Origin of the sequence: Pseudomonas kitaguniensis (assembly GCF_049199985.1) — a bacterium.
Taxonomy (GTDB): Bacteria; Pseudomonadota; Gammaproteobacteria; order Pseudomonadales; family Pseudomonadaceae; genus Aquipseudomonas; species Aquipseudomonas kitaguniensis.
The window spans coordinates 1-20,002 of record NZ_JBLZPT010000035.1 but is presented as its reverse complement, the minus strand read 5'-3'; the positions used below and the strand labels follow the sequence as shown (position 1 = coordinate 20,002).

Sequence of the window (20,002 nt, the reverse complement as noted above, 5' to 3'; positions counted from 1 at the left end):
GTGTGTCAGATAAGTATTTTCACCTGATACACCGCCATCGCGAGCAAGCCCGCTCCTATCAAACTACAAATAACCTATTGTTTTTTATTGAAATTTATCCAGGGTTGTGGCTTTGGTTTTGAGTGCATATCCGTTATTGAGTTTATGGCTTATATCGGTTCCGCTCTTACAGCGGGTCACTTTTGATAGAGCGCAAAAGTAACCAAAACGCTCTTGCCCCACCACTCGGTGCCTCGCTGTGGCTCGGCATGCCCTCACTCCGATATTACGGAGCGGGCCGCCGCGATGGGCCATCCTTGGCCCAGCGCGGCTAAACCGGCGTCCTGCCGGTTTACCCGCTCCGTAATATCTGCGTTCGGCCATCGTGGTTTAACGGGGCGCTTCTAGATCAAGATCAAAATCAAAATCACAAGCAGGCGGCCCGAAAGCCGACCCAATCCCCCAAGCAGAATGCAGTCAAACTGTGGGAGGGGGCTTGCTCCCGATGGCGGTGTGTCAGTTGAAAAATATTTATCTGACCCGCCGCCATCGGGAGCAAGCCCCCTCCCACAAAAGCGCGTTTGATCCTGGAAGCGCCCCGCTCACTCAACCACACTGAATTCAACCCGGGCAGTCTGCCCGGCCTCATCAAGCACACTCAGTTGGTAACGCCCCAACTGCTCAAAACCGGCATTGATGAACGCCTGATTACCGCTGTCCCCCAACGGCGCCCCGTTCAGGAACCACCAACGCCGGCCACTGCCCCCCAGCGCCGAAATTTTAAGCCGCAACCCCTGCTGGCTCCCCGCGGGAAGCCGCAACTGATCCCCTTCACGCACACCAACAATCGATAACGGCGACGCCGCCGCCAACGCCGGTGGCGGACAATCGGTATCAGCCGCCGGAATGCGCGCCTCACGGCGCTCCACCCTGGGCAACCAAGGCTCCAACGGCGCAGGCCACAACGCGATGTCCTTGGCCACAGCCCCCGGGCATTGAGCGTCCACCCGCAAGCCCTTGGCATTCACCCAAACCGTTTCCTTCAAACCCACACTCAAAGGCTGATCCAACGCCTGCAACGTCGGCGGCGTGGTGTTATCCAGCGTCCAGGCAAAACGCTGGCGACGACAATTCGGGTCGCTGCGGCTCATCGGCTGGCCCAGTGGCCAACAGATCGCAGCCACCCCCACATTGGCAGGCACCGGTTTGACTGGCGCGCGGACCCCACGCTGGCTGTCGCGGTTGGTCAACACGTCGTGCACTTGCAGCATCAACGGCGCCGCCGAAGCCAGGCCGAACTGGCCCGGCACTGGTGTGCCGTCTGGTCGGCCGATCCACACGCCGATCAAATAGCGCGGCCCCACGCCAATCGCCCAGGCATCGCGAAAGCCATAGCTGGTGCCGGTTTTCCAGGCCAGCGCCGGGCGCTGCACCAGCTCGGCACGCGCGTCGCGATCAGGCCGCGCCTGGCCGCTGAGGATGCGCCGTACAATCCAGGCAGCCCCCGGCGAGAGTAACGGCCGTTCGCGCAGCGCATCGTCCGGCTGTAATCGAATAGTGGCGCTCTTGCCGTCCCGGGCGAAGGCGCTGTAACCCCCCACCAGATCTTCCAGACGGCTACCCGCGCCGCCGAGGATCAGCGCCAGGTTCGGTTCGGCCAACGCCGGCAACGCCAGTGGCATGCCGCCGATGCGCATTTGGGCGGCAAAACGTTTTGGCCCGTAGGCCTCCAGCAACTGCACCGCGGGCAGGTTCAGCGAACTGGACAGCGCCGTACTCGCCGGCACCGCGCCGCTGAAACCCATCGAGAAGTTGCCCGGCCGGTAATCGCCATAGCGCCGGGGCACGTCTTGTAACAGCGACTCGGAGTGGATCAACCCATCGTCCAGGGCCATGCCATACAGAAACGGTTTCAAGGTGGAACCCGGCGAACGCAGCGCGCTGATCATGTCCACATGGCCAAAGCGCTTGGCGTCGTTGATGTCCACCGAGCCCAAGTACGCGCGCACGGCCATGGTTTCTGCCTCGACCACCAGAATCGCGGCGGAGGTGTGCTCCGGCAAACGTGCGCGCCAGCCCAGCAGCAAATCTTCAAGACGCCGTTGCAGCGTGGCGTCCAACGTGGTGCGGATCAGCGGCGGGCTGTCGGCGCGGTTCAGGCGGCGCGCGAGCAAAGGCGCCAGGCTGGGTTCCAGGCGTGGCGCGAGCAACAGCGGTTCTTCGAGTGCTTCATCGACCGCCGATTGCGGCCATACCTGGAACTCAGCCAAACGGCGCAGTACTTTGTCGCGCGCTTGCTGGGCGCGCAGCGGATGGCGGTCGGGGCGCAGACGGCTCGGCGCCTGCGGCAACACGGCGAGCAAGGCGGCTTCGGCGTGGGTCAACTGTGCCGGCGACTTGCCCAAGTACGCCCAACTGGCCGCCGCCACACCCTGCAACGTACCGCCGAACGGCGCACGGTTCAGGTACAGCGTAAGAATCTGCTCTTTGGACAGGTGCCACTCCAACTGCGCGGTGCGCCACAGTTGGCGCAGCTTGCCGTGCAAGGTCCGCGAGTGCGGGTCGAGCAACCGCGCCACCTGCATCGACAACGTGCTGCCGCCCGACACCACCCGCGCGCCCGTGAGGTTTTGCCAGGTCGCGCGCGCAAGCGCCAGCGGGTTCACGCCGGGGTGCTGGTAAAACCAGCGGTCTTCGTAGGTCAGCAACGCGTCGAGGTAATACGGCGACACCTCGCTGCTTTGCACCGGGTAACGCCACACGCCGTTGGCATCGGCAAACCGCCACAATGGCGTGCCATCCTCAGCCAGTACCACACGGGCCAAATCATCCGCAGGCAACGGCAACGGCCAAATACGGTCAGCCAGCCACAGCAGCGCAACGACCAACAGCACCGCCGCAACCGCCCAGCGTAATAAACGTGGTAACACGCCGGCTCGCGACAGCGGCTTATGCGCAACCTCACTCACCGCGCAGCCACCGCTTGAATCGAATCAAGCCCAGGCCACGCTGAGCCACAACTAATCGCAAATTCAAACCCGCAAACCTCTATGCTCAGGGAACTAGCCGCGCGCCGTCGCGACCAAAGGCTGGGTCCTGACAATTTTGTCCACTCAATCATCGAGACACACCTATGCAAGCAGACTTTTTCGGATGGCTGGGCCACACACTTGGCTTGATCATCCATTACATCGTCGAGTTCTTCAGTGGGCTGTTTAACATGCTGTCCAATGCCGGCGGTGATTTTGTAGGAGGCATGTCCCGAGCGCTGGGCATGGACACCTCGATTATCAGCATCATCACCTTGATCATCGGCCTGCTGTTTCTGTATTCGGCGGTGCGCGCGTTCATGCGCGCCTCGATCATCGCGGGCATCATCTGGTTGATGCTCGGCCTGTGGCTGCTCAGTTGGGTCGTGCACTAACGCGAAAACACCCCGGCCCCTGTGGGAGCCGGGCTTGCTCGCGATGGCGGCGGGTCAGTCAACCTCTGCGCTAACTGGCCCACCGCTATTGCAGGCAAGCCAGCTCGCACCTTCAGCGGCCCTTGATCACCAAGTCCGCTGGCGTTTCGCCAACCGCCTGCCAGTTCGGCCGGTACATCGACTCCACTTGCGGCGGCGGCACACGGTAAGTGCCCGGCGTCACCGCCCGCGCCAGATACAACAGGTGCGTGGTGCCGTAGCCGTCCAAGTTCAGCGCCGCCACGTAGCGGTCATCGCGGAACTCCTGATGTTTGAGCGACGCGTTCTGCATCGACTCGCGCCATTCCTTGACTTGGCTGCTGGCGTTTTCCAGGCTGGCAGCGCTTTGCGCCAGGTTCTGGTTTTCCAGCTCCAGGCCTGCCGGCAACAGGTCCACCACCAAGGCATCCGGCACGCGCTGCTTGGCGCTGACCGCCAAATGCACCAGCACCAGGTCACCGCTGTTAACGTTACGCAGATTCAGCGGCTGGCCGTTCATGCCCAGGTATTCGCGGCGGATGCTCAAGTTGTCGCCACCCGCTGGCGGTGGCACTTGTGGATAACCCGAGATCGTCAGTTGCTGATACACCGGCGCCTCGCTCTGATTACTCAGGCTCAAGTCAGCGGACAGTTGCGCGCCTTCCAACGCTAACGTCGACTGTTGATTATTCAACGCATGTGCACCGCCACTGCCGGTCAGCGCCACCTGCCAGTTAGTCTCAGGCTGTGAGAACCCAAGGCGCCCGGCGAGGAACAGTGAATTGCGCTCCTGCGTCGAGAGGTATGGGCTGGCCGCCAACTGGTCCGACAGCGTAAACAAGCGCTGCTCACGCTGGCCTTTGGCCAAATCATTCTCTTCAAGCAGCGCCAGAATCATCGCCTGATCGCGCAACGGGCTGCCGTAGTCGGCCAGCCATTCATTGGCATTGCGCTGCGCCGCCAACCCGGCGAGCAAGGCTTGATCGGCGCGCGGCTGGTCACCCATTTTTTGCAGGGCGATGGACAACTGCACCAACGGCAAGCCGGAGCGCGCATCGCTGCGACGTTCGAAGATACTGCGCAACGCGCCCAATGGCGCTTGTTGGCTGCGCGCCAGCACCATGCCCGCGTAGGCCTGCACAGCAAAGCGGGTGTGGTCGGCATTCTCGCTGTAATCCACCTCAATCAAGTTGCGTTCCTGCACATAACGCAGCAGGCGCTCGCTGGCTTTTTTCAGCGCGTCGGGCGGCACCGCAAAACCCTGGTCACGCGCGCGCAACAGGAAGTCGGTGACGTAAGCGGTCAGCCAATATTCCTCTTCGCCATCGGCGCCCCACAAGCCAAAGCTGCCGTTGTAGCGTTGCATGCCCAGCAGGCGCTCGATGCCCAGTTCAATCTTGCGTTTGCGCTCGGCATCCGGCTCGCCCTTGACCCCAAGGCGCTTGAGCAACGCATCATCGGCATACAACGATGGGTACAGGCCGCTGGCGGTCTGCTCCAGGCAGCCATAAGGGTAAGCCTTGAGCGCGCTGATCTGCGCGCCAAGGTTCAGCGGCGGTCGGCTCGACAGGCTCAGCAGCGCTTCACGCCCCGAGGCATCAAACTGATCCAAGGCGCCCGACGGCAGGCTCCATGGCTGATCCTTTAGCACTGCGCGGTAATGCTTGAGCAGCGCCGGGTAGGCTGGGCGCACACCCAAGGTCCATTCGCGGCTGAAGGGCGGCAGGTTTTCGCCCGGCAAGTCGAGGCCGTTCACCGTGACCTTGAGCTTGCCCTGCCCCAAACCGCCCCAGGCTTTCACCGGGATACGCAGCGTGGTGCGCTGGCCTTGTTTCAGTTCAATCGACTGCGCAGCGCCGTTAACCAATTCCAACTGCCCTTCGGCGGTCAATTGCACGTCGAGTTTCTGCGCCTTGCCCGACAGGTTGGACAGGTCCAGGGCCAGGCTCGTCTGGTCACCACCGGCCAGAAAACGCGGCGCCGACAGCTCTGCGATCAGCGGCGCGGCAATCACCGTCTTGCCTTCGGCCATGCCGTAGCGATCATCACTCCAGGCCTGCGCCATCAGGCGCAGCTCGCCGTTGAAGTCGGGGATATTGACGCTGACTTCGCCCTCGCCCTGCTCATTCAAAGTCACCGGAGCGCTCTGCAAGGCAACGATGGTGATACTGGTGTCCGGGCGCTTGCCGCCCTTGGCCAACGCGGCGTCACCACCGAACGCCAGGCTGGCCAAACGGCCCTGACCCGCTTCGATCAACTGGCCATAAATATCGAACTGGTCGACGCCATACGCCTTGCGGCCGAACAGGCTGGAATACGGGTCCGGCGTCGGGTATTCGGTGATATTAAGGATGCCCACGTCCACCGCCGCCAGCAGTACATGCACCTGCTTGGGCACGCTGCCATCGGCATTTTTGGCGGCGATTTTCACCGTCAACGGTTGTTTGGGGCGCATTTTTTCCGGCGCGGTAAGGGTCAGGCCGAGTTTGCGCTGGGTACGATCCAGCGGCAGGTGCAGCAGGCCCACCGCACGTTTCGGGGTGATGTTGGTTTTGCGCTCACCGGGGCGAATCACCAGCGCGCTGACGTACAGGTCGTGGCGCGACCATTTTGGATCGAGCTTCACGGCGAAGCTTTTGCCTTCGGCCGGCACATCGATTTCCTGCCACCACAACGGCCCTTCGCTGGATTCAACCAACAAGTAGCCCTTGCCGGCAGCCGGCGGGGTAACGGTAATGTTGGCGGTATCGCCATCGCCATAGGCCGGTTTATCCAACGCCAGCTTGACCTGATCCGGCCGCACAGCGCCGCCTTCGGTATTGTCCTGGGCCTGGTAGCCTGCCCAGAAACGCAGGCTGCTGACCAACCCGGTTTTTGGGTCTTCAACTTCGACGCGGTAAGGGCCCCATTCCACCTGGAAGCTGACCTTGGCGGTGTCACCGGCCTTGATAGTCAGGGTCTGTTCATCGAGGTTGAGGAATTTCTCGTTGAAGTGGTAGCTCCAGCCGTCGTTGTCGGAGTAGTTCCAGTAGTAGTCGCGGCGTTCGCGCACCAGGCGCACCTTGAGGTCTTGCGCGGCGAGTTTTTGCCCGTCCTGGTTGGCCACCAGCACTTCGAATTCCGCAGGGCCGTCGCCATTGGTTTCCTTGCCGTCAAACAACCCGCGCAGGCCCGGCAACTGCTCAGCCGGCCAGATCGGTTGCACCAGGCGCCGAGTGATCGGCCGCCCGCCCGACTCTTGCAGGCTGGCCTGCACGATCAGTTGCAACGGCGACTTGGCGTCGGCCCATTTACTTTCCAGGGTCAGCGCTTGCTCGCCTTTGGCGTCGAGCACGCTTTCGTCCAGTTCAAAGTCCTGGCTCAGTTCCTCTTCGGTGACGGAGCCAAACTGGTAACCCGGCAATGCCTTAACCGCTTCACGCAGCGGCCGCACATAGACTTGCCCACTGACCCGGTTACCCGACGCCGGCGCACCATAGAGGTAACGACCGTTGACGTGAATGACCGGGTTATCCGCCGGGCTCAACGCCGTGTCGCTGCCCTTGAGCTCCAGCGCCAGGCGCTCGGGCAGGAAGTCTTCAACGAGGAACTCATACAACTGCGGCTTGCCATCGCCCAGGTCAAACACCAACTGCCAGCGCCCGGTCGGCGCTTCGCCGGCCAGTTGCAGTTGGTATTGATACAGCCCGGTTGCATCGGCATCCCACACAAACTTGCGGCTCACTTGTTCATCCGGGCGGCGAACTTCAACACTCACCGGTTGCGGCTTGACCGCGTTGCCGTCTTTATCGCGCAACAGGGCGTTGAGCAGCACGGTTTCGCCGGGGCGATACAGGTCGCGCGGGCCGAACACAAAAAATTGCAGCGGGTGCGCCGGCTGGCCACCAATGTCGAACTCCGCCAAATCCAGCGCGGCGCTGTCGAGGCGCAGCAGGCTGGTTTGTTCGCCTTGCTTGGCCAACAACACCTGCGCCTTTTTCGGCAATGGCAACTCAGCGTGGCCGCCCTTCTCGGTCTTGCCCTGGCCGAGCACGCGGCCCTCGGCATCCAGCACTTCGAGGTCGACGCCATCGAGAGCCTTGCCGCCTTCCAACGCTTGGGTAAAGACATCCAGGCGATTGGCATAGCGGTGCACCGACAAGCCAATATCACTCAGCGTGAACAGCGTGGCCGGTTGCGAATAGGTGTAGGTGCCCGAGGCACGCATCACCGCCAGGTACACGCCCGGCTGCTGCAATTGCTTGAGGCCGGCGATTGGCAGCAGCAAGGTTTCGCGGGTGTTACGTGCAGGGTTCAGGTCGAAACGGCCGCCGTAGACCAGGTCGGCCATCGGCAGCAATTCGCTGGCCTCATAACTTTGCAGGCTGGTATTGCGCCCCCATTTCGCCAGAAACGCGGGCAGCGATTCGGGCTTGATGCGGAAGAATTCGACATCGATCTTGTCGACGTTCAGCGCGATCACCGGCAGGCCTTCAGCAAGGCGCGTGGGCAGCAAGGTGCCCCGGCTGGCGAACCCGACCGTGGCTTGCAGGTCTCGGGTTTCCAGGCGCGCGCTGTACTCGGCGGCGAGCGTGTTGGCGTTGACCGCCTTTACACCGGCGTCGACCGTCAGCACCAGTTTGCGCTGCGGCTCGAGGTGGCGCAGGCGCAGTTCCATCAAGTTATCGGAAATCTCCCAGGCACCGTCGACCTTGCCGGTCTTGCTGTCCACCAGGTGGAGTTTGTCGGCGAACTTCTGATCAGGGTCCAGGGGAATGGAAAAACTCACGGACAACGTGCTGGCGCCGTCCAACTGCACCTCGGACACGTCCACCACGCTCAACTCACGCCCGGCATAGCGCTGCTTCAACGCCGCCACATCCACCGCCGCGCTGGCCGGTTTCGGTACTGCCGTGGTCGCCGCCGGTGCGGGCGGGGCAGCCGGTTTGTCGGAGGAATCGCAGGCACTCAGCAGCGCTAACGCGCAGGCCAGGAACAATCCTTTGTTAAGCATGGGGGCACTCGTCGTAAGAGAATCCGGGGGGTGAACTATATATCAGCCAGGGCCGGGCCGATGCGGTGCTGGTCACATTGACCGACAGAGGGAGGTTTGGTTCTGCGAAAACTTGAAGCCGGGCCAAACCCTGCAAGCGCTGCAGAGCTTAGGCTGATCAGCAGCGGGACGCGGAGCGTCCAAGGCGGCATTCCCACGCAGAGCGTGAATGATCACAACGATCATGATGACGCAGGTGTGCCCATTCCAAGCGCCAGTTACAATGCCGCACCCCAAGGAGCCAGCCCGCATGCCCACCCTGCTCACCGACTGGCGCCACCGCCCCACCCACCGCCGCGTCTGGGCCTTGGCCGCACCGATGATCTTGTCGAACATCTCCGTACCGCTGGTCGCGCTGGTCGACAGCATGGTCATCGGCCATCTGCCCCACGCGCACCAACTGGGCGCCGTGGCCGTAGGCGCCAGCCTTTACACCTTCCTGGCGTGGGCCATGGGTTTCTTGCGCATGGGCGCCACCGGCTTCTCTGCCCAAGCCGCCGGGCGCAATGACGGCGCGGCATTGCGGCAAATCCTGCTGCAAGGCCTGCTGCTGGCACTCGGCCTGGCCATCGTGTTGGGCACCGTCGGCATCCCCCTCAGCCACCTGGCGCTGGAATGGATGCAACCCTCGCCCGAACTGAACCAACTGACCCGCGAGTTTTTCCACACGCGCCTGTTCGGCCTGCCCGCAGCGTTAGCCAGCTACGCCTTGGTCGGCTGGTTCCTGGGCACGCAAAACGCCCGCGCGCCGCTGGCGATTCTGTTGACCACGAACCTGGTCAACATCGCCTTGAACCTGTGGTTCGTACTCGGGCTGGAGTGGGGCGTAGTCGGCTCCGCACGCGCGTCGGTCATCGCCGAATGGACCGGTGCCCTGCTCGGCCTGGCCCTCACGCAAAAGGCCCTGCGGGCCTACCCCGGCCATATCGCCTGGGCGGCGCTCGCGCTGTCGCAAAGCTGGCGCCCGTTGCTGGCAGTGAACCGCGACATCTTCATCCGCAGCCTGGCACTGCAATCCGTGTTTTTCATGATCACCGTGCAAGGCGCACGCCTGGGCGATGCCACCGTGGCCGCCAATGCGCTGCTGCTCAACGGGTTGCTGCTGACCGCCCACGCTTTGGACGGCCTGGCCCACGCGGTCGAGGCCCTGTGCGGTCACGCCATCGGCGCGCATGATCGCCAAGCGTTGCGCCGCTCGCTGGTGGTTGCCTGCGGGTGGTCGTTGATCGCGAGTGTGGGGTTCGCCCTGCTGTTCACCTTCGCCGGCCACCTGTTTATCGCGATGCAAACCGACATTCCCAGCGTGCGCGACACCGCCGACATCTACCTGCCCTACCTGGCGGTACTGCCATTGATTGCGGTGTGGAGTTACCTGCTGGACGGCCTGTTTATCGGCGCTACCCGCGCGCGCGAAATGCGCAACGGCATGCTGCTGACGGTACTGTTGGCGCTGCCGTTCGCCTGGGCCTTGCAGGGGTTGGGCAACCACGGCCTGTGGATAACCTTCTTGCTGTTCATGGCCTTGCGCAGCCTCACGCTGTGGGTAATTGCCTGGCGGTTGAGCAAGAGGAATCAATGGCTCGGCGATACGACCTGTCAGATTTGACAGGTTACAACGCCGCGCAACCCGCGTTGAATAAAGGTAGAACCTGAAGAAAGCTGAGTTTTTCAGGCCCACCTTTATCTCAATTCAGGGACGAACAAACATGAGTGCCACTACCTACTTCATCATGGGCGCTGCGATCGTGGTCGCGGTCATCATTGCAGCCCTGATGCGTGCGACCGCGGCGAGAAAATCCAAGCGACCCAGCGACGACATCGCCGAACCAATCGACGAACCTCTCACCGTCCCGGCAGCGCACATCACGCCGGAGATGAGCATTTCAAACATCACACTGGACCCGGAACCAGCCGCAAGCCCGCCGTTGTCCGAGACCTCGGCAAACGTAGAGGTCTGGAATCAAACTGATTTTCAAGTGTTCGTCACGCAACAAGGCATTAGAGCAACACTGCCGGCCCAAGGCAGAGCGCAAATGGATAGCCGGTTCCCTCTGACCGTCATTCCCGCGACATCGGATAACACCTGGCACTCCGTCTCGCTGCAGGGCACCGGCACCGGGGGCGAACGCCAATGCCTGATCGTGCACAGCCTCGAAAAATAGCGTGGTTTACGGTGTGGACGCTTGCCGGGTGCTTGCAGCGCCAGGGTCCGTGGCGTGGATAAACGCCGTGACGCGATCCAGCACCGGGGCCAGCCAGCGCAGCGGCTTTGCCAGGGATGCCACCAAGGTCGCGTGGTTGGTTTTGGTCACGTAAAACGTTTCAACCGGCACACCCGCTTCGCGCAGTTTTTTCGCCAGCCCGCCGGTGTTGCGCGTGGGGTTGACCAGTGTGTCGCTGACCGACGCGATCAACAGGCTCGGCGGTGCGTCATGGCTGACGTGGTTGATCGGCTGCGACTCCGGCGGAGAGTCGGGAAAGAAAAACACCGGCCGCACGTCCTTGTTCTCAATCGGCAGGAAGTCATACGGCCCGGCCAGGCCGATCCAGCCCTTGAACATCGACGGCGACAGGTTCACTGCCTTCAGCCAGCGCGCATCCAGCGCCAACATCGATGCGTTGTAGGCACCGGAGCTGTGGCCCATCACATACATCTGCTGTGGGTCGGCGCCGTAGTCGGCAATGTGTTGGTGCGTCCAGGCCACCGCTCGCGCGCCGTCCTGAAGAAACGCCGGGTAACGCACTTGTGGGTAGAGCCGGTAGTCGGCGATCACTGCCACAATGCCGCGTGATGCCAAGGCTTCGCCGACAAACGCGTAGTCTTCCCTGGCGCCGCTGTTCCAACTGCCGCCATAGAAAAACACCACCACGGGGGCATTGGCCAGGGCGGGGGCAGGTCGGTAAACGTCGAGTTTTTGCCGTGGGTCATCGCCGTAAGCGATGGCCGAGGTTTTAGTGAAGGTGCTGGAGGGCGTCAGTGCGTTGAGCACTTTGATCGGCGAGCAGGCCGCCAGCAACGCGGCGATCGCCAGGGTGAATACGTGCAGGAGCGGTTTCGACATTATTCAGGCCCTATAAAAACTGTAGGACTTGCAGCGACGCACATGTGGGAGGGGCCGTGAGCCCCTCCCCCACTGTTATGACGACAGGTAAGACGAACGCGTGAGGCCCAAGCGCAGTGCGTCGAGGAACTGCGTACGCTCACCGGCGCTGATCTTCGCGCTCGCGCACTTGTCGCGGTAATGCGTCATCAGTTCTTCCGGCGACAAGTGCACGTAGCGCAGCATGTCTTCGATGGTGTCGTGGGTCTCGATCCCGGCGCTGTACACCGAGCCGTCTTCACGCTGGTAGATGTTCACCGAGTCGGTGTCACCAAACAGGTTGTGCATGTCGCCGAGAATTTCCTGGTAAGCGCCCACCAGGAAGATCCCCAGCAAGTAGTCTTCACCTTCGTTCAAGCCGTGCACCGGCAAGCTGGTCTCGATGCTCTGCTCGTCGACGTATTGCTTGATCTTGCCGTCGGAGTCACAGGTCAGGTCTTGCAGCACGGCGCGGCGCATCGGCTCTTCGTCGAGGCGGTGCAGCGGCAAAATCGGCAGCACCTGGCCGATGGCCCAAGTGTCCGGCAGGCTCTGGAATACCGAGAAGTTACAGATGTACTTGTCGGCCAGCTTGTCGTTGAGTTCGTCGAGCACTTGGCGGTGCGAGCGCTGACGGGCTTTCAACGAGTTGTGCAAACGGCGGCACACTGCAAAGTAGCACTGTTCGGCCAAGGCTTTTTCGGCCAGCGTCAGTTTGCCATCGGCGTACTGGGTGGCCACGTCGCTCATGTAGTGCGTGGCGCGCCAGTAGGTTTCGGTGACCATCTCAATGTCGGTCGGGCCCAGCAGGTCGACCAGCCATTGCACGGTTTCCGGCAGGCTTTCCTTGTTCTCGATCAGCGGGATTTCGTCGTTATGTTTTTCGACGTCGGTGACTTGCACCACCAGCATGGCGTGGTGCGCGGTCAGCGAGCGGCCGCTCTCGGAGAAGATGTGCGGGTGCGGCAGGCTCTGCGCGTCGCAGAATTCCTTGAGCATACCCACGACTACACCGGCGTAGTCGTCCATGTCGTAGTTGATCGAGCTGGCGTTACGCGAGTGCGTACCGTCGTAGTCCACGCCCAAGCCGCCGCCGACGTCGATGTGGTCCACCGGCAGGCCGAGGTTACGCAGTTCGCCGTAGTAACGAATGGCTTCCTTGAACCCGTGCTGGTAGTCGGCCAGGTTGGCGATTTGCGAACCCATGTGGAAGTGCAGCAGGCGGATGCCCTGGTCCAGGCCCGCCGCGCGAAAGCGCTCGACCACCGACAACAGTTGCGCCGCCGACAAACCGAACTTGGATTTTTCGCCGCCGGTGTCAGCCCACTTGCTCGACGCCAGGGACGACAAACGCACGCGCAGGCCAACCTGAGGCTTGACCTTGAGGTTGGCGGCCTCCTCGATCACCAGCGCTACTTCGGATTCTTTTTCGATCACGATGAACACGTTGTGGCCAAGCTTTTGGCCCATCAGCGCAAGGCGGATGAACTCACGGTCCTTGTAACCGTTGCAGACGATGGTGCCGCCCTTGGGTGCCAGGGCCAGCACGGCCAGCAGCTCAGGCTTGGAGCCGGCTTCCAGGCCAATCGACACGTCTTGCGTGGCGATAATGTTTTCGATCACGGCTTCTTGCTGGTTCACCTTGATCGGGTACAGCGCGGTGTACTTGCTTTGGTATTCGAGGCGTTCGATGTTGGCGTCGAACGCACCGGTCAACTGGCGCACGCGGTCTTGCAGGATGTCGGGGAAACGCACCAGCAACGGCAAGGACAGGCCGCTTTTGCGCAGCTCGTCGACTTGCTCGTACAGGTCGACGGGCGTGCTGTTCGGGCCGTTCGGACGGACTTCAACGCGACCGGCTTCATTGATCGCGAAATACCCGGCCCCCCAATGGCGAATCCCGTAAACACTGCGGCTGTCCGCAACTGTCCATTGGCTGCCATCGTCTTTGCGTGTGCGTCGTACGGACATCGAAGTCCCCTATATATGAAGGCGAAGGCGCCACCTCTGGTAGAGGCTGGCGCAGTCTAAAGAATGAAAATGACGATTTGCCTGTAAGCAAGGTAAGACCGCGCTCGCAGGACAGAGTTTAGACACAGGTTGGGAAGAGGCTTTCAGCCGCCGGACTTCTTGGCCTTGTAACCCAGCTTGATCAGCTCGGCTAACAGCAATTCGACGTGATCGCCCTGAATCTCGATAACCCCGTCTTTCAACGCGCCACCGGTGCCACAGCGTTTTTTCAGCGCAGTGGCCAGCTCCTTCAGGGCGTCTTCGGCCAGGGGCGCGCCGGTGATGGTGGTCACCGTCTTGCCGCCACGGCCTTTGCTCTCGCGTCGCACGCGGGCAATGCCGTCACCTTCAGGGATCAGGGTGTGTTTGCAGGTGCACGAATCCACGGGCTGACGACAGTCCGGGCAGTGTCGACCTGCGTCGGTGGAAAATACCAAGCCACCAAGGGCGGCGAAGGATGCGGCTTTTTTGGCCACCGGCAATCCTCTTGGGAGGACAAAGACTGATCGGTACCCGCAAGGCGCCTACCGACCGCGAAGCCCCACTCAGGCAGGGGCAGCGCTACCGAACCGCCTAGGTGGTTCGGGTGAAAAGTCGCGCAGTGTAACGGCAAAAAGCCAACTTGCTAAGGGCCAAATCGCGCCAATTTATGCAAGTTTAGCGACGTGAGGCCAGATAGCGCCTCAAGCCCTCTTGGGCGTCCGGGCAGTAAGGCTTGTGTTGCGCTTCCTGCAGCACTGTTTCTATCGGCAAAAAGCGCGCTTCCATGACTTCTTCGGGCTGCAGACGCAAGGCACCATCCCACACCGCGGAGTAGGATTTGCACCAGAGCCGGCTGTCACCGTCCTCAAAGTAGAAATGGTCATGCTCGACCAATTCCACGCCGCCCACCCCAAGCTCTTCTTCCAGCTCACGGGCTGCCGAATCGGCGTAACTCTCGCCTGGCGCGACCATCCCGCCCGCCGCCGTGTCCCAGAACCCGGGATACATGGCTTTGCTCAAGGTACGTCGATGCACACAGAGCAGGCCGGCCGAATTGAACAGGAAAATAAACGTGCAGCGGCCAATCAGGCCGCGCTGGCGAAGGTCGGACCTGACCAGGCTGCCGAGCACGTTGTCGCGCTCGTCGACCCAGCAGATCAGTTCAGCGTCGGAGGCCGCGCGGTGCGCGGCCTCCTTTTGGGTAGCGTCCATCATCACCCTTGGTTAAGCAGCTGACGCAAGTCGATCACTGCGGCATTGGCCCGGGAAATATAGTTGGCCATGACCAGCGAGTGGTTGGCGAGAACGCCGAAGCCGCTGCCGTTCAGGATCATCGGGCTCCACACCGGCTCTTGCGAAGCCTCCAGTTCACGAATGATCTGGCGCACGCTGACGGTGGCGTTTTTCTTCGCCAGCACGTCGGCAAAATCGACTTCGATGGCGCGCAGCAGGTGGGACAAGGCCCACGCCTGGCCACGCGCTTCGTAGAACACGTTGTCGATTTGCATCCATGGGGTTTCGACCACTTCTTCATCAACCTGCGGCACTTCGCCCGGTTTCAGCGCTTCGGTTTTCAACGTGGTGTTCAGTTTGACGCGGCCCACGCTGGCCGACAGGCGCTGCGACAACGAGCCCAAACGGGTAGCGACGTCGCCCAGCCAGTTATTCAGGTTATCGGCACGCGCGTAAAACAGCGCGCCGCGCTGGTTGGGGTCAGACAGGCGCGCCTCGTAGCGATTCAGCGAATTGATACCTTCCTGGTATTCCGACTCACTCGACGGCAACACCCAGCTCTTGTTATCGAAGTTGAAGCGCGGCTCGGCCTTGGCCAAGTCAGCATCTTCGGCCGACTGCGACTGTGAGCGGGCGAAGTCTTTACGCAAGGCACGGGTCAGGTCACGCACCTGCACCAGCACGCCGTACTCCCAGCTCGGCATGTTGTCCATCCACAGGCCTGGCGGGAAGCGGTCATTGGAAATGTAACCGCCGGGCTTGTTGAGCAACGTACCAACCACGGTTTTGAGGGTTTCAACGGTGGTGTAGCCCACCACCATCTGCTTGCCTTCCTTTTCGGCGGCAAGCTGGGCATTTTGCTGGACCGGGAACAGCGCGGGTTCTTCACTCCAATACCAACCCAGGCCGCCTGTGACCAACAAATACACCGCCAACACGCAAAGCAAGGCTTTGCTCATCAGCAGGTTGCGAAAGTAGCCGCGGTTGGCCGAGGTCGATTCAGGGGCGGGGCCTTTGGCACTGTCTGCACGGTTTTTCCAGTCCAGCATGGCGTTATCCTTTCAATCACTTGAGTTCATGCACGTCAAATTGTCCGGGTGCGTTCAAACATTCCGACCGCAACCCTACCCCATCGTGCCCATCGGTGCGGGGCTTTTAGCCAAAAGTGGCACACAGGGCAGGTTCGACTATAAAGGATGCACGCTTTTTACGCTGCGCGACCACGAGGTCGGAAACTGAATACCAAAGACTTGTACTTAATTGACGTATGACACTCATGTAACAGAAAAGAGGTGCTAGCATAGCGCCATCAGTCGACCTCAGCATGCACCCTACCGTAGTAGTCAGGATATGACCGAGTCAGAAGACCCCAGCCGTGAGCGTCTCAAGCAGCATTTTGCCCAGCGGGTAATTCATCAGGCACGTCAAATTCTTGAGATATGGCAGCGTCTGCAACACAGCGAATGGTCGAGCGCGGACTTAGCCGAGCTCAGCGATGCCAATTTGCGCTTGCTGCGCTTTGCCGAGCGCTTTGAACAGCCGGAGCATGGCCACCTGGCGCGGCATATCGGCGAGTCCCTGCAGGCGGTCGACGAAAATCGTGGCCGCCTCAGCAGCCATGTCATCACCGAACTCAACCGCCTGATGCAGCGCTTGTCCCGCACCGGTCTGCGCCAGGGCGACCAGCTTGAGCAAACGCTTTTGCCGCCGATGCGCAAGCCGATCTACGTGATGCTGGCCGATCACGACCGCGCCGAGCGCCTGGCCAAGCAACTCGAATTCTTTGGCATGAGCGCGCAGTCCCTCGACAGCGTGGCGGCGTTTCACGCCTCGATGGCCGAGCGCCTGCCGTCGGCAATTGTGATGGACGTGGACTTTTGCGGCACGGGGCTGGGCCTCAAGCTCGCCGCCCAAGCCCAGGAAGGCCTGGAACAAAAGCTGCCGCTGCTGTTTTTCAGCCTGCATGAAACCGACACGCCGACGCGCCTGGCCGCCGTGCGCGCCGGCGGCCAGGAATTTCTCACCGGCACGCTGGAAGCCTCAAGCCTGCTGGAAAAGATCGAAGTACTCACCTGCGTCGCGCAGTACGAGCCGTATAAAGTGCTCATCATCGATGACTCACGCGCGCAGGCGCTGCACACCGAGCGGTTGCTGAACAGCGCCGGCATCGTCACCCGCACCTTGATCGAGCCGATCCAGGCCATGGCCGAGCTGGCGGATTTCCAGCCGGACCTGATCATCCTCGACATGTATATGCCCGCGTGTACCGGCACCGAACTGGCCAAGGTGATTCGCCATAACGACCGCTATGTCAGCGTGCCGATTATTTACCTGTCGGCCGAAGACGACCTCGACAAACAGCTGGATGCCATGAGCGAAGGTGGCGACGACTTCCTCACCAAGCCGATCAAGCCGCGCCACCTGATCACCACTGTGCGCAACCGCGCCGCGCGCGCGCGCAACCTCAAGGCGCGGATGGTGCGCGACAGCCTGACCGGGCTGTACAACCACACACATATTCTGCAATTGCTCGAAGACTGCAGCTTTCGCGCGCGCCGCGAAAACAAGCCATTGAGCTTTGCCATGCTCGATATCGACCACTTCAAGCGGGTCAATGACAGCCACGGCCACCCGATGGGCGACCGCGTGATCAAAAGCCTGGCGCTGTTTCTCAAGCAACGGTTGCGCAAGACCGACTACATCGGCCGCTACGGCGGTGAAGAGTTCGCCATCGTGATGCCCGACACCGACCTGGAATCGGCCTGCAAGGTGCTCGACGAAATCCGTGAGCGCTTTGCCGAAATACACTACCCGGCGCAGCCCCAGGATTTGTGTTGCACCTTCAGCGCCGGCCTGGTTGAGCTGTACGACGGTTCCGACAGCTTGATGATGGCGGCCCAAGCGGATGAGGCGTTGTACCGCGCCAAGGACGCTGGGCGTAACCGAGTCCAGGCCGTACATGCGTCAAAGCAAAGTGCCATCTTTTCACCCGAATTCACTTAGCCCGTCATCACTCTGTAACTAAAACGCAATAAGTTCAGGCACTTATCTTTTGCTGATGGTTGAAACCACGCATGCGCCTGAAGCTGCTGACCAATCTGAATACCCTTCTGCTGGTGGCCGTATGCTTGGCACTTGGGGCGACGTTGTGGTGGTCGCAACGCGCGCTGGAGCGGCCTTACCTGCTGATGGAACGCTACCTGGGCCTGTCGCAGACGTTTCAGAACCAGGCCGCGCGCAATATCGACGACTACCTGGCCAGCGGCGACGCCTTGCGCTTGAGCAGTGCCGGCCAGAGCCTCGAAAGCCTGTTAAAAAACCTTGATGAACTGCCCGCCGAACTGGCGCAAAACCTGCGCCCCAGCCTGGTAGACCTCGACACCTTCAGCAAGACCGATTTGCTTGCCGCCGGCAAGCTGGCCGGTGACCCGCAAGCGCTGCTGCTGCAAGCCGAACGCGAACTCGGCGCCAACCTGGAGCAACTGGGCCAGTACGCTATCGGCGTTAATTCCCCAGACGCCGCACGCTACCTGCCGCCGCTGCTGGCTGCGGCCCAGCACTTGGGCAAACTGTCGCTGGCGCGCGACAAACTGGTAAGCAGCGGGCGCGCAGAACTGGCCGATGAGGTTGAGCGCGAAGTCGCCAGCATGCGCACACAGGCCGACGTATTGGCGCAATTACCGTTGCTCGGCGTGAAGGCCAGCGCGGAATCCAGCGCTGATGATTTCTCCGCCATGATGGGCCTGGAAAACAGCGAAAAAACTGAAGCACAAGACACCGGCGTCGACCTTAAACGCGAACTCAACAGCCTGCTGACCCGCTACCCCGGCGAACTCAAGCGTACCCGCGAGCAAATTCAACTGCGCACGGCGCTGGCCGACCGCACCCACTTGAAAATCGCCGCCGTGCAACACGCTATCGCCGGCCTGGAGCCGGTGGTGCGCGAGCAGCACGGCAAGATCCAGGGCGAAGTACGCCTGATGCAAGGCGTAATGATCGGCCTGATCCTGCTGATCGCGCTGCTCATCGACACCCTGCAGCGGCGCCTCGCACGCGTGCTGACCAACCTTGCACCGGCGCTGTCGACCTGGGCCGAAGGCGACTTCAGCAAGCCGATTGCCTTGGGCAAAACCAACCGCGAACTGCGCGACATCGAAGCTTCGCTTAACCGCCTGCGCGCTTATCTGGTGGACTTGGTGGGGACTATTCGTGGCAATGCCGAAGAAGTCGCCGGCACCAGCCGCGCGCTTGCCGAGCTGAGCAGCGGCCTGCATGACGGCGCCGAACGCCAAGCCGGCGATACCGCGCAGATCCGCGACTCGCTGGGCGAGCTGGAAGCGACCATTCAGCAAGTGGCCGGTGACGCCAGCCAGGCCGCCGGTGCGAGTCGCAGCGCTGGCCTGGCGGTGCAACAGGGCCAACACGTGATCGGCCTGAGCCTGACCGGGCTGCATGCCTTGGTCGGCGAAGTGCAGCACAACGCGCAAATGATCGAAAAACTCGCCGAAGAATCCGCCACCATTGGCGGTGTACTCACGGTGATTCGCTCGATTGCCGACCAGACCAACCTGCTCGCGCTGAATGCCGCCATCGAAGCAGCGCGTGCCGGTGAGGCCGGGCGCGGGTTTGCCGTGGTCGCCGATGAAGTGCGCTCGCTGGCCCAACGCACGGCCGGTGCGACAGCCGAAATCCAGACACTGATTGCCAGCCTGCAAACCGCTGCCGGCCAATCGGTGGCAGGCATGCGCGCCCAAGTCGAACACGCCGAAGCCACCGCACAGCAAGCCCAGGCCGCCGACGGTGCGCTGGATGAAATCGTCGAGGCGATCCAGACTATTTCCGATACGGCGGTGCGCATCGCCGATGTGACCGCCCAGCAAAGTGGCGCGGTCAGCGAGATACGCGATAACAGCGAGCGGATTCACCAGTTGGGTGAGGATAATTTGCTGCGCATCGGCGAGGGCCGTCGCCAGGGTGAACACTTGCTGGTGCTTGGCGGCCAGCTCAGCACCGCGGTGCAAGCCTTCCGGGTCTGAGCCGGGTGCTTGCCGGGGGGCTATCAAAAAACCTGCGCAGGGCTGCAGGCACGGCGGCCTGAAAGCCGACCTGAGTGGTTGAAGCAGATCAAGGGCGGCTTTGCATACACAGTAGATCTGCTTTTTTTGCTTTCTGTGGGAGGGGGCTTGCTCCCGATGGCGGCGGGTCAGATAAATATTTTTCAACTGACACACCGCCATCGGGAGC

Annotated in this window: 12 protein-coding genes; 5 read left to right on the top strand and 7 right to left on the bottom strand. The window is 61.7% G+C overall.

What is annotated here, in order from left to right; translation table 11 throughout:
* Positions 1–581: 581 nt before the first annotated feature.
* Positions 582–2,909, bottom strand: a complete 2,328-nt coding sequence (pbpC, locus tag ACOZK9_RS25795) for a peptidoglycan glycosyltransferase PbpC (RefSeq protein WP_421556873.1) — start codon at positions 2,907–2,909, stop codon at positions 582–584.
* Between the two features lie 203 nt (positions 2,910–3,112).
* Between pbpC and ACOZK9_RS25790 the strand changes: the two genes are divergently transcribed.
* Positions 3,113–3,403 carry a hypothetical protein gene (locus ACOZK9_RS25790; protein ID WP_058414647.1) on the top strand — a complete coding sequence of 97 codons (291 nt, stop codon included), beginning with the start codon at positions 3,113–3,115 and terminating at the stop codon, positions 3,401–3,403.
* Positions 3,404–3,515: 112 nt separating this feature from the next.
* On the opposite strand, the gene ACOZK9_RS25785 is transcribed toward ACOZK9_RS25790, so the two are convergent.
* Positions 3,516–8,414, bottom strand: coding sequence for an alpha-2-macroglobulin family protein (locus ACOZK9_RS25785; RefSeq protein WP_421556867.1), 4,899 nt, complete (start codon positions 8,412–8,414; stop codon positions 3,516–3,518).
* A 289-nt stretch (positions 8,415–8,703) separates the two neighbouring features.
* Here ACOZK9_RS25785 and ACOZK9_RS25780 point away from each other — a divergent pair, with 289 nt between their 5' ends.
* The gene (locus ACOZK9_RS25780; RefSeq protein WP_421556866.1) at positions 8,704–10,059 is read left to right on the top strand and encodes an MATE family efflux transporter; all 1,356 of its coding nucleotides are present in this window, start codon (positions 8,704–8,706) and stop codon (positions 10,057–10,059) included.
* Positions 10,060–10,159: 100 nt separating this feature from the next.
* Complete coding sequence (locus ACOZK9_RS25775; protein ID WP_421556865.1) at positions 10,160–10,615, top strand: baseplate J/gp47 family protein; 456 nt, start codon at positions 10,160–10,162, stop codon at positions 10,613–10,615.
* 6 nt (positions 10,616–10,621) lie between these two features.
* On the opposite strand, the gene ACOZK9_RS25770 is transcribed toward ACOZK9_RS25775, so the two are convergent.
* From ACOZK9_RS25770 to ACOZK9_RS25750, 5 genes are all read right to left on the bottom strand, one after another.
* Complete coding sequence (locus ACOZK9_RS25770; protein ID WP_122252066.1) at positions 10,622–11,515, bottom strand: alpha/beta hydrolase; 894 nt, start codon at positions 11,513–11,515, stop codon at positions 10,622–10,624.
* A gap of 75 nt (positions 11,516–11,590) precedes the next feature.
* Positions 11,591–13,504 carry an arginine decarboxylase gene (gene speA / locus ACOZK9_RS25765; RefSeq protein ID WP_058414652.1) on the bottom strand — a complete coding sequence of 638 codons (1,914 nt, stop codon included), beginning with the start codon at positions 13,502–13,504 and terminating at the stop codon, positions 11,591–11,593.
* 143 nt (positions 13,505–13,647) lie between these two features.
* Entirely contained in the window at positions 13,648–14,019 is a 372-nt protein-coding gene (locus ACOZK9_RS25760) for a translation initiation factor Sui1 (protein WP_122252064.1), read from the bottom strand.
* Positions 14,020–14,200: 181 nt separating this feature from the next.
* Positions 14,201–14,737: an NUDIX hydrolase gene (locus tag ACOZK9_RS25755; protein WP_058414654.1), complete on the bottom strand. Its 537-nt coding sequence runs from the start codon at positions 14,735–14,737 to the stop codon at positions 14,201–14,203.
* Positions 14,738–14,739: 2 nt separating this feature from the next.
* Positions 14,740–15,807 (bottom strand): DUF2333 family protein, encoded by a 1,068-nt coding sequence (locus ACOZK9_RS25750; RefSeq protein ID WP_058414655.1) that lies wholly within the window; start codon positions 15,805–15,807, stop codon positions 14,740–14,742.
* A 301-nt stretch (positions 15,808–16,108) separates the two neighbouring features.
* On the opposite strand from ACOZK9_RS25750, the gene ACOZK9_RS25745 reads away from it, so the two are divergent.
* Together ACOZK9_RS25745 and ACOZK9_RS25740 are read left to right on the top strand one after the other, a co-directional pair.
* Entirely contained in the window at positions 16,109–17,761 is a 1,653-nt protein-coding gene (locus tag ACOZK9_RS25745) for a diguanylate cyclase (RefSeq protein ID WP_421556864.1), read from the top strand.
* Positions 17,762–17,832: 71 nt separating this feature from the next.
* Complete coding sequence (locus ACOZK9_RS25740) at positions 17,833–19,794, top strand: methyl-accepting chemotaxis protein (RefSeq protein ID WP_421556863.1); 1,962 nt, start codon at positions 17,833–17,835, stop codon at positions 19,792–19,794.
* The last annotated feature ends 208 nt before the right edge of the window (positions 19,795–20,002 follow it).

Bases quoted from the DNA above. Each gene is read 5' to 3' on its own strand.
- ACOZK9_RS25790 (WP_058414647.1), top strand. From the start codon at position 3,113: ATGCAAGCAGACTTTTTCGGATGGCTGGGCCACACACTTGGCTTGATC.
- ACOZK9_RS25785 (WP_421556867.1), bottom strand. From the start codon at position 8,414: ATGCTTAACAAAGGATTGTTCCTGGCCTGCGCGTTAGCGCTGCTGAGT.
- ACOZK9_RS25780 (WP_421556866.1), top strand. From the start codon at position 8,704: ATGCCCACCCTGCTCACCGACTGGCGCCACCGCCCCACCCACCGCCGC.
- ACOZK9_RS25775 (WP_421556865.1), top strand. From the start codon at position 10,160: ATGAGTGCCACTACCTACTTCATCATGGGCGCTGCGATCGTGGTCGCG.
- ACOZK9_RS25770 (WP_122252066.1), bottom strand. From the start codon at position 11,515: ATGTCGAAACCGCTCCTGCACGTATTCACCCTGGCGATCGCCGCGTTG.
- speA (WP_058414652.1), bottom strand. From the start codon at position 13,504: ATGTCCGTACGACGCACACGCAAAGACGATGGCAGCCAATGGACAGTT.
- ACOZK9_RS25755 (WP_058414654.1), bottom strand. From the start codon at position 14,737: ATGGACGCTACCCAAAAGGAGGCCGCGCACCGCGCGGCCTCCGACGCT.
- ACOZK9_RS25750 (WP_058414655.1), bottom strand. From the start codon at position 15,807: ATGCTGGACTGGAAAAACCGTGCAGACAGTGCCAAAGGCCCCGCCCCT.
- ACOZK9_RS25745 (WP_421556864.1), top strand. From the start codon at position 16,109: ATGACCGAGTCAGAAGACCCCAGCCGTGAGCGTCTCAAGCAGCATTTT.
- ACOZK9_RS25740 (WP_421556863.1), top strand. From the start codon at position 17,833: ATGCGCCTGAAGCTGCTGACCAATCTGAATACCCTTCTGCTGGTGGCC.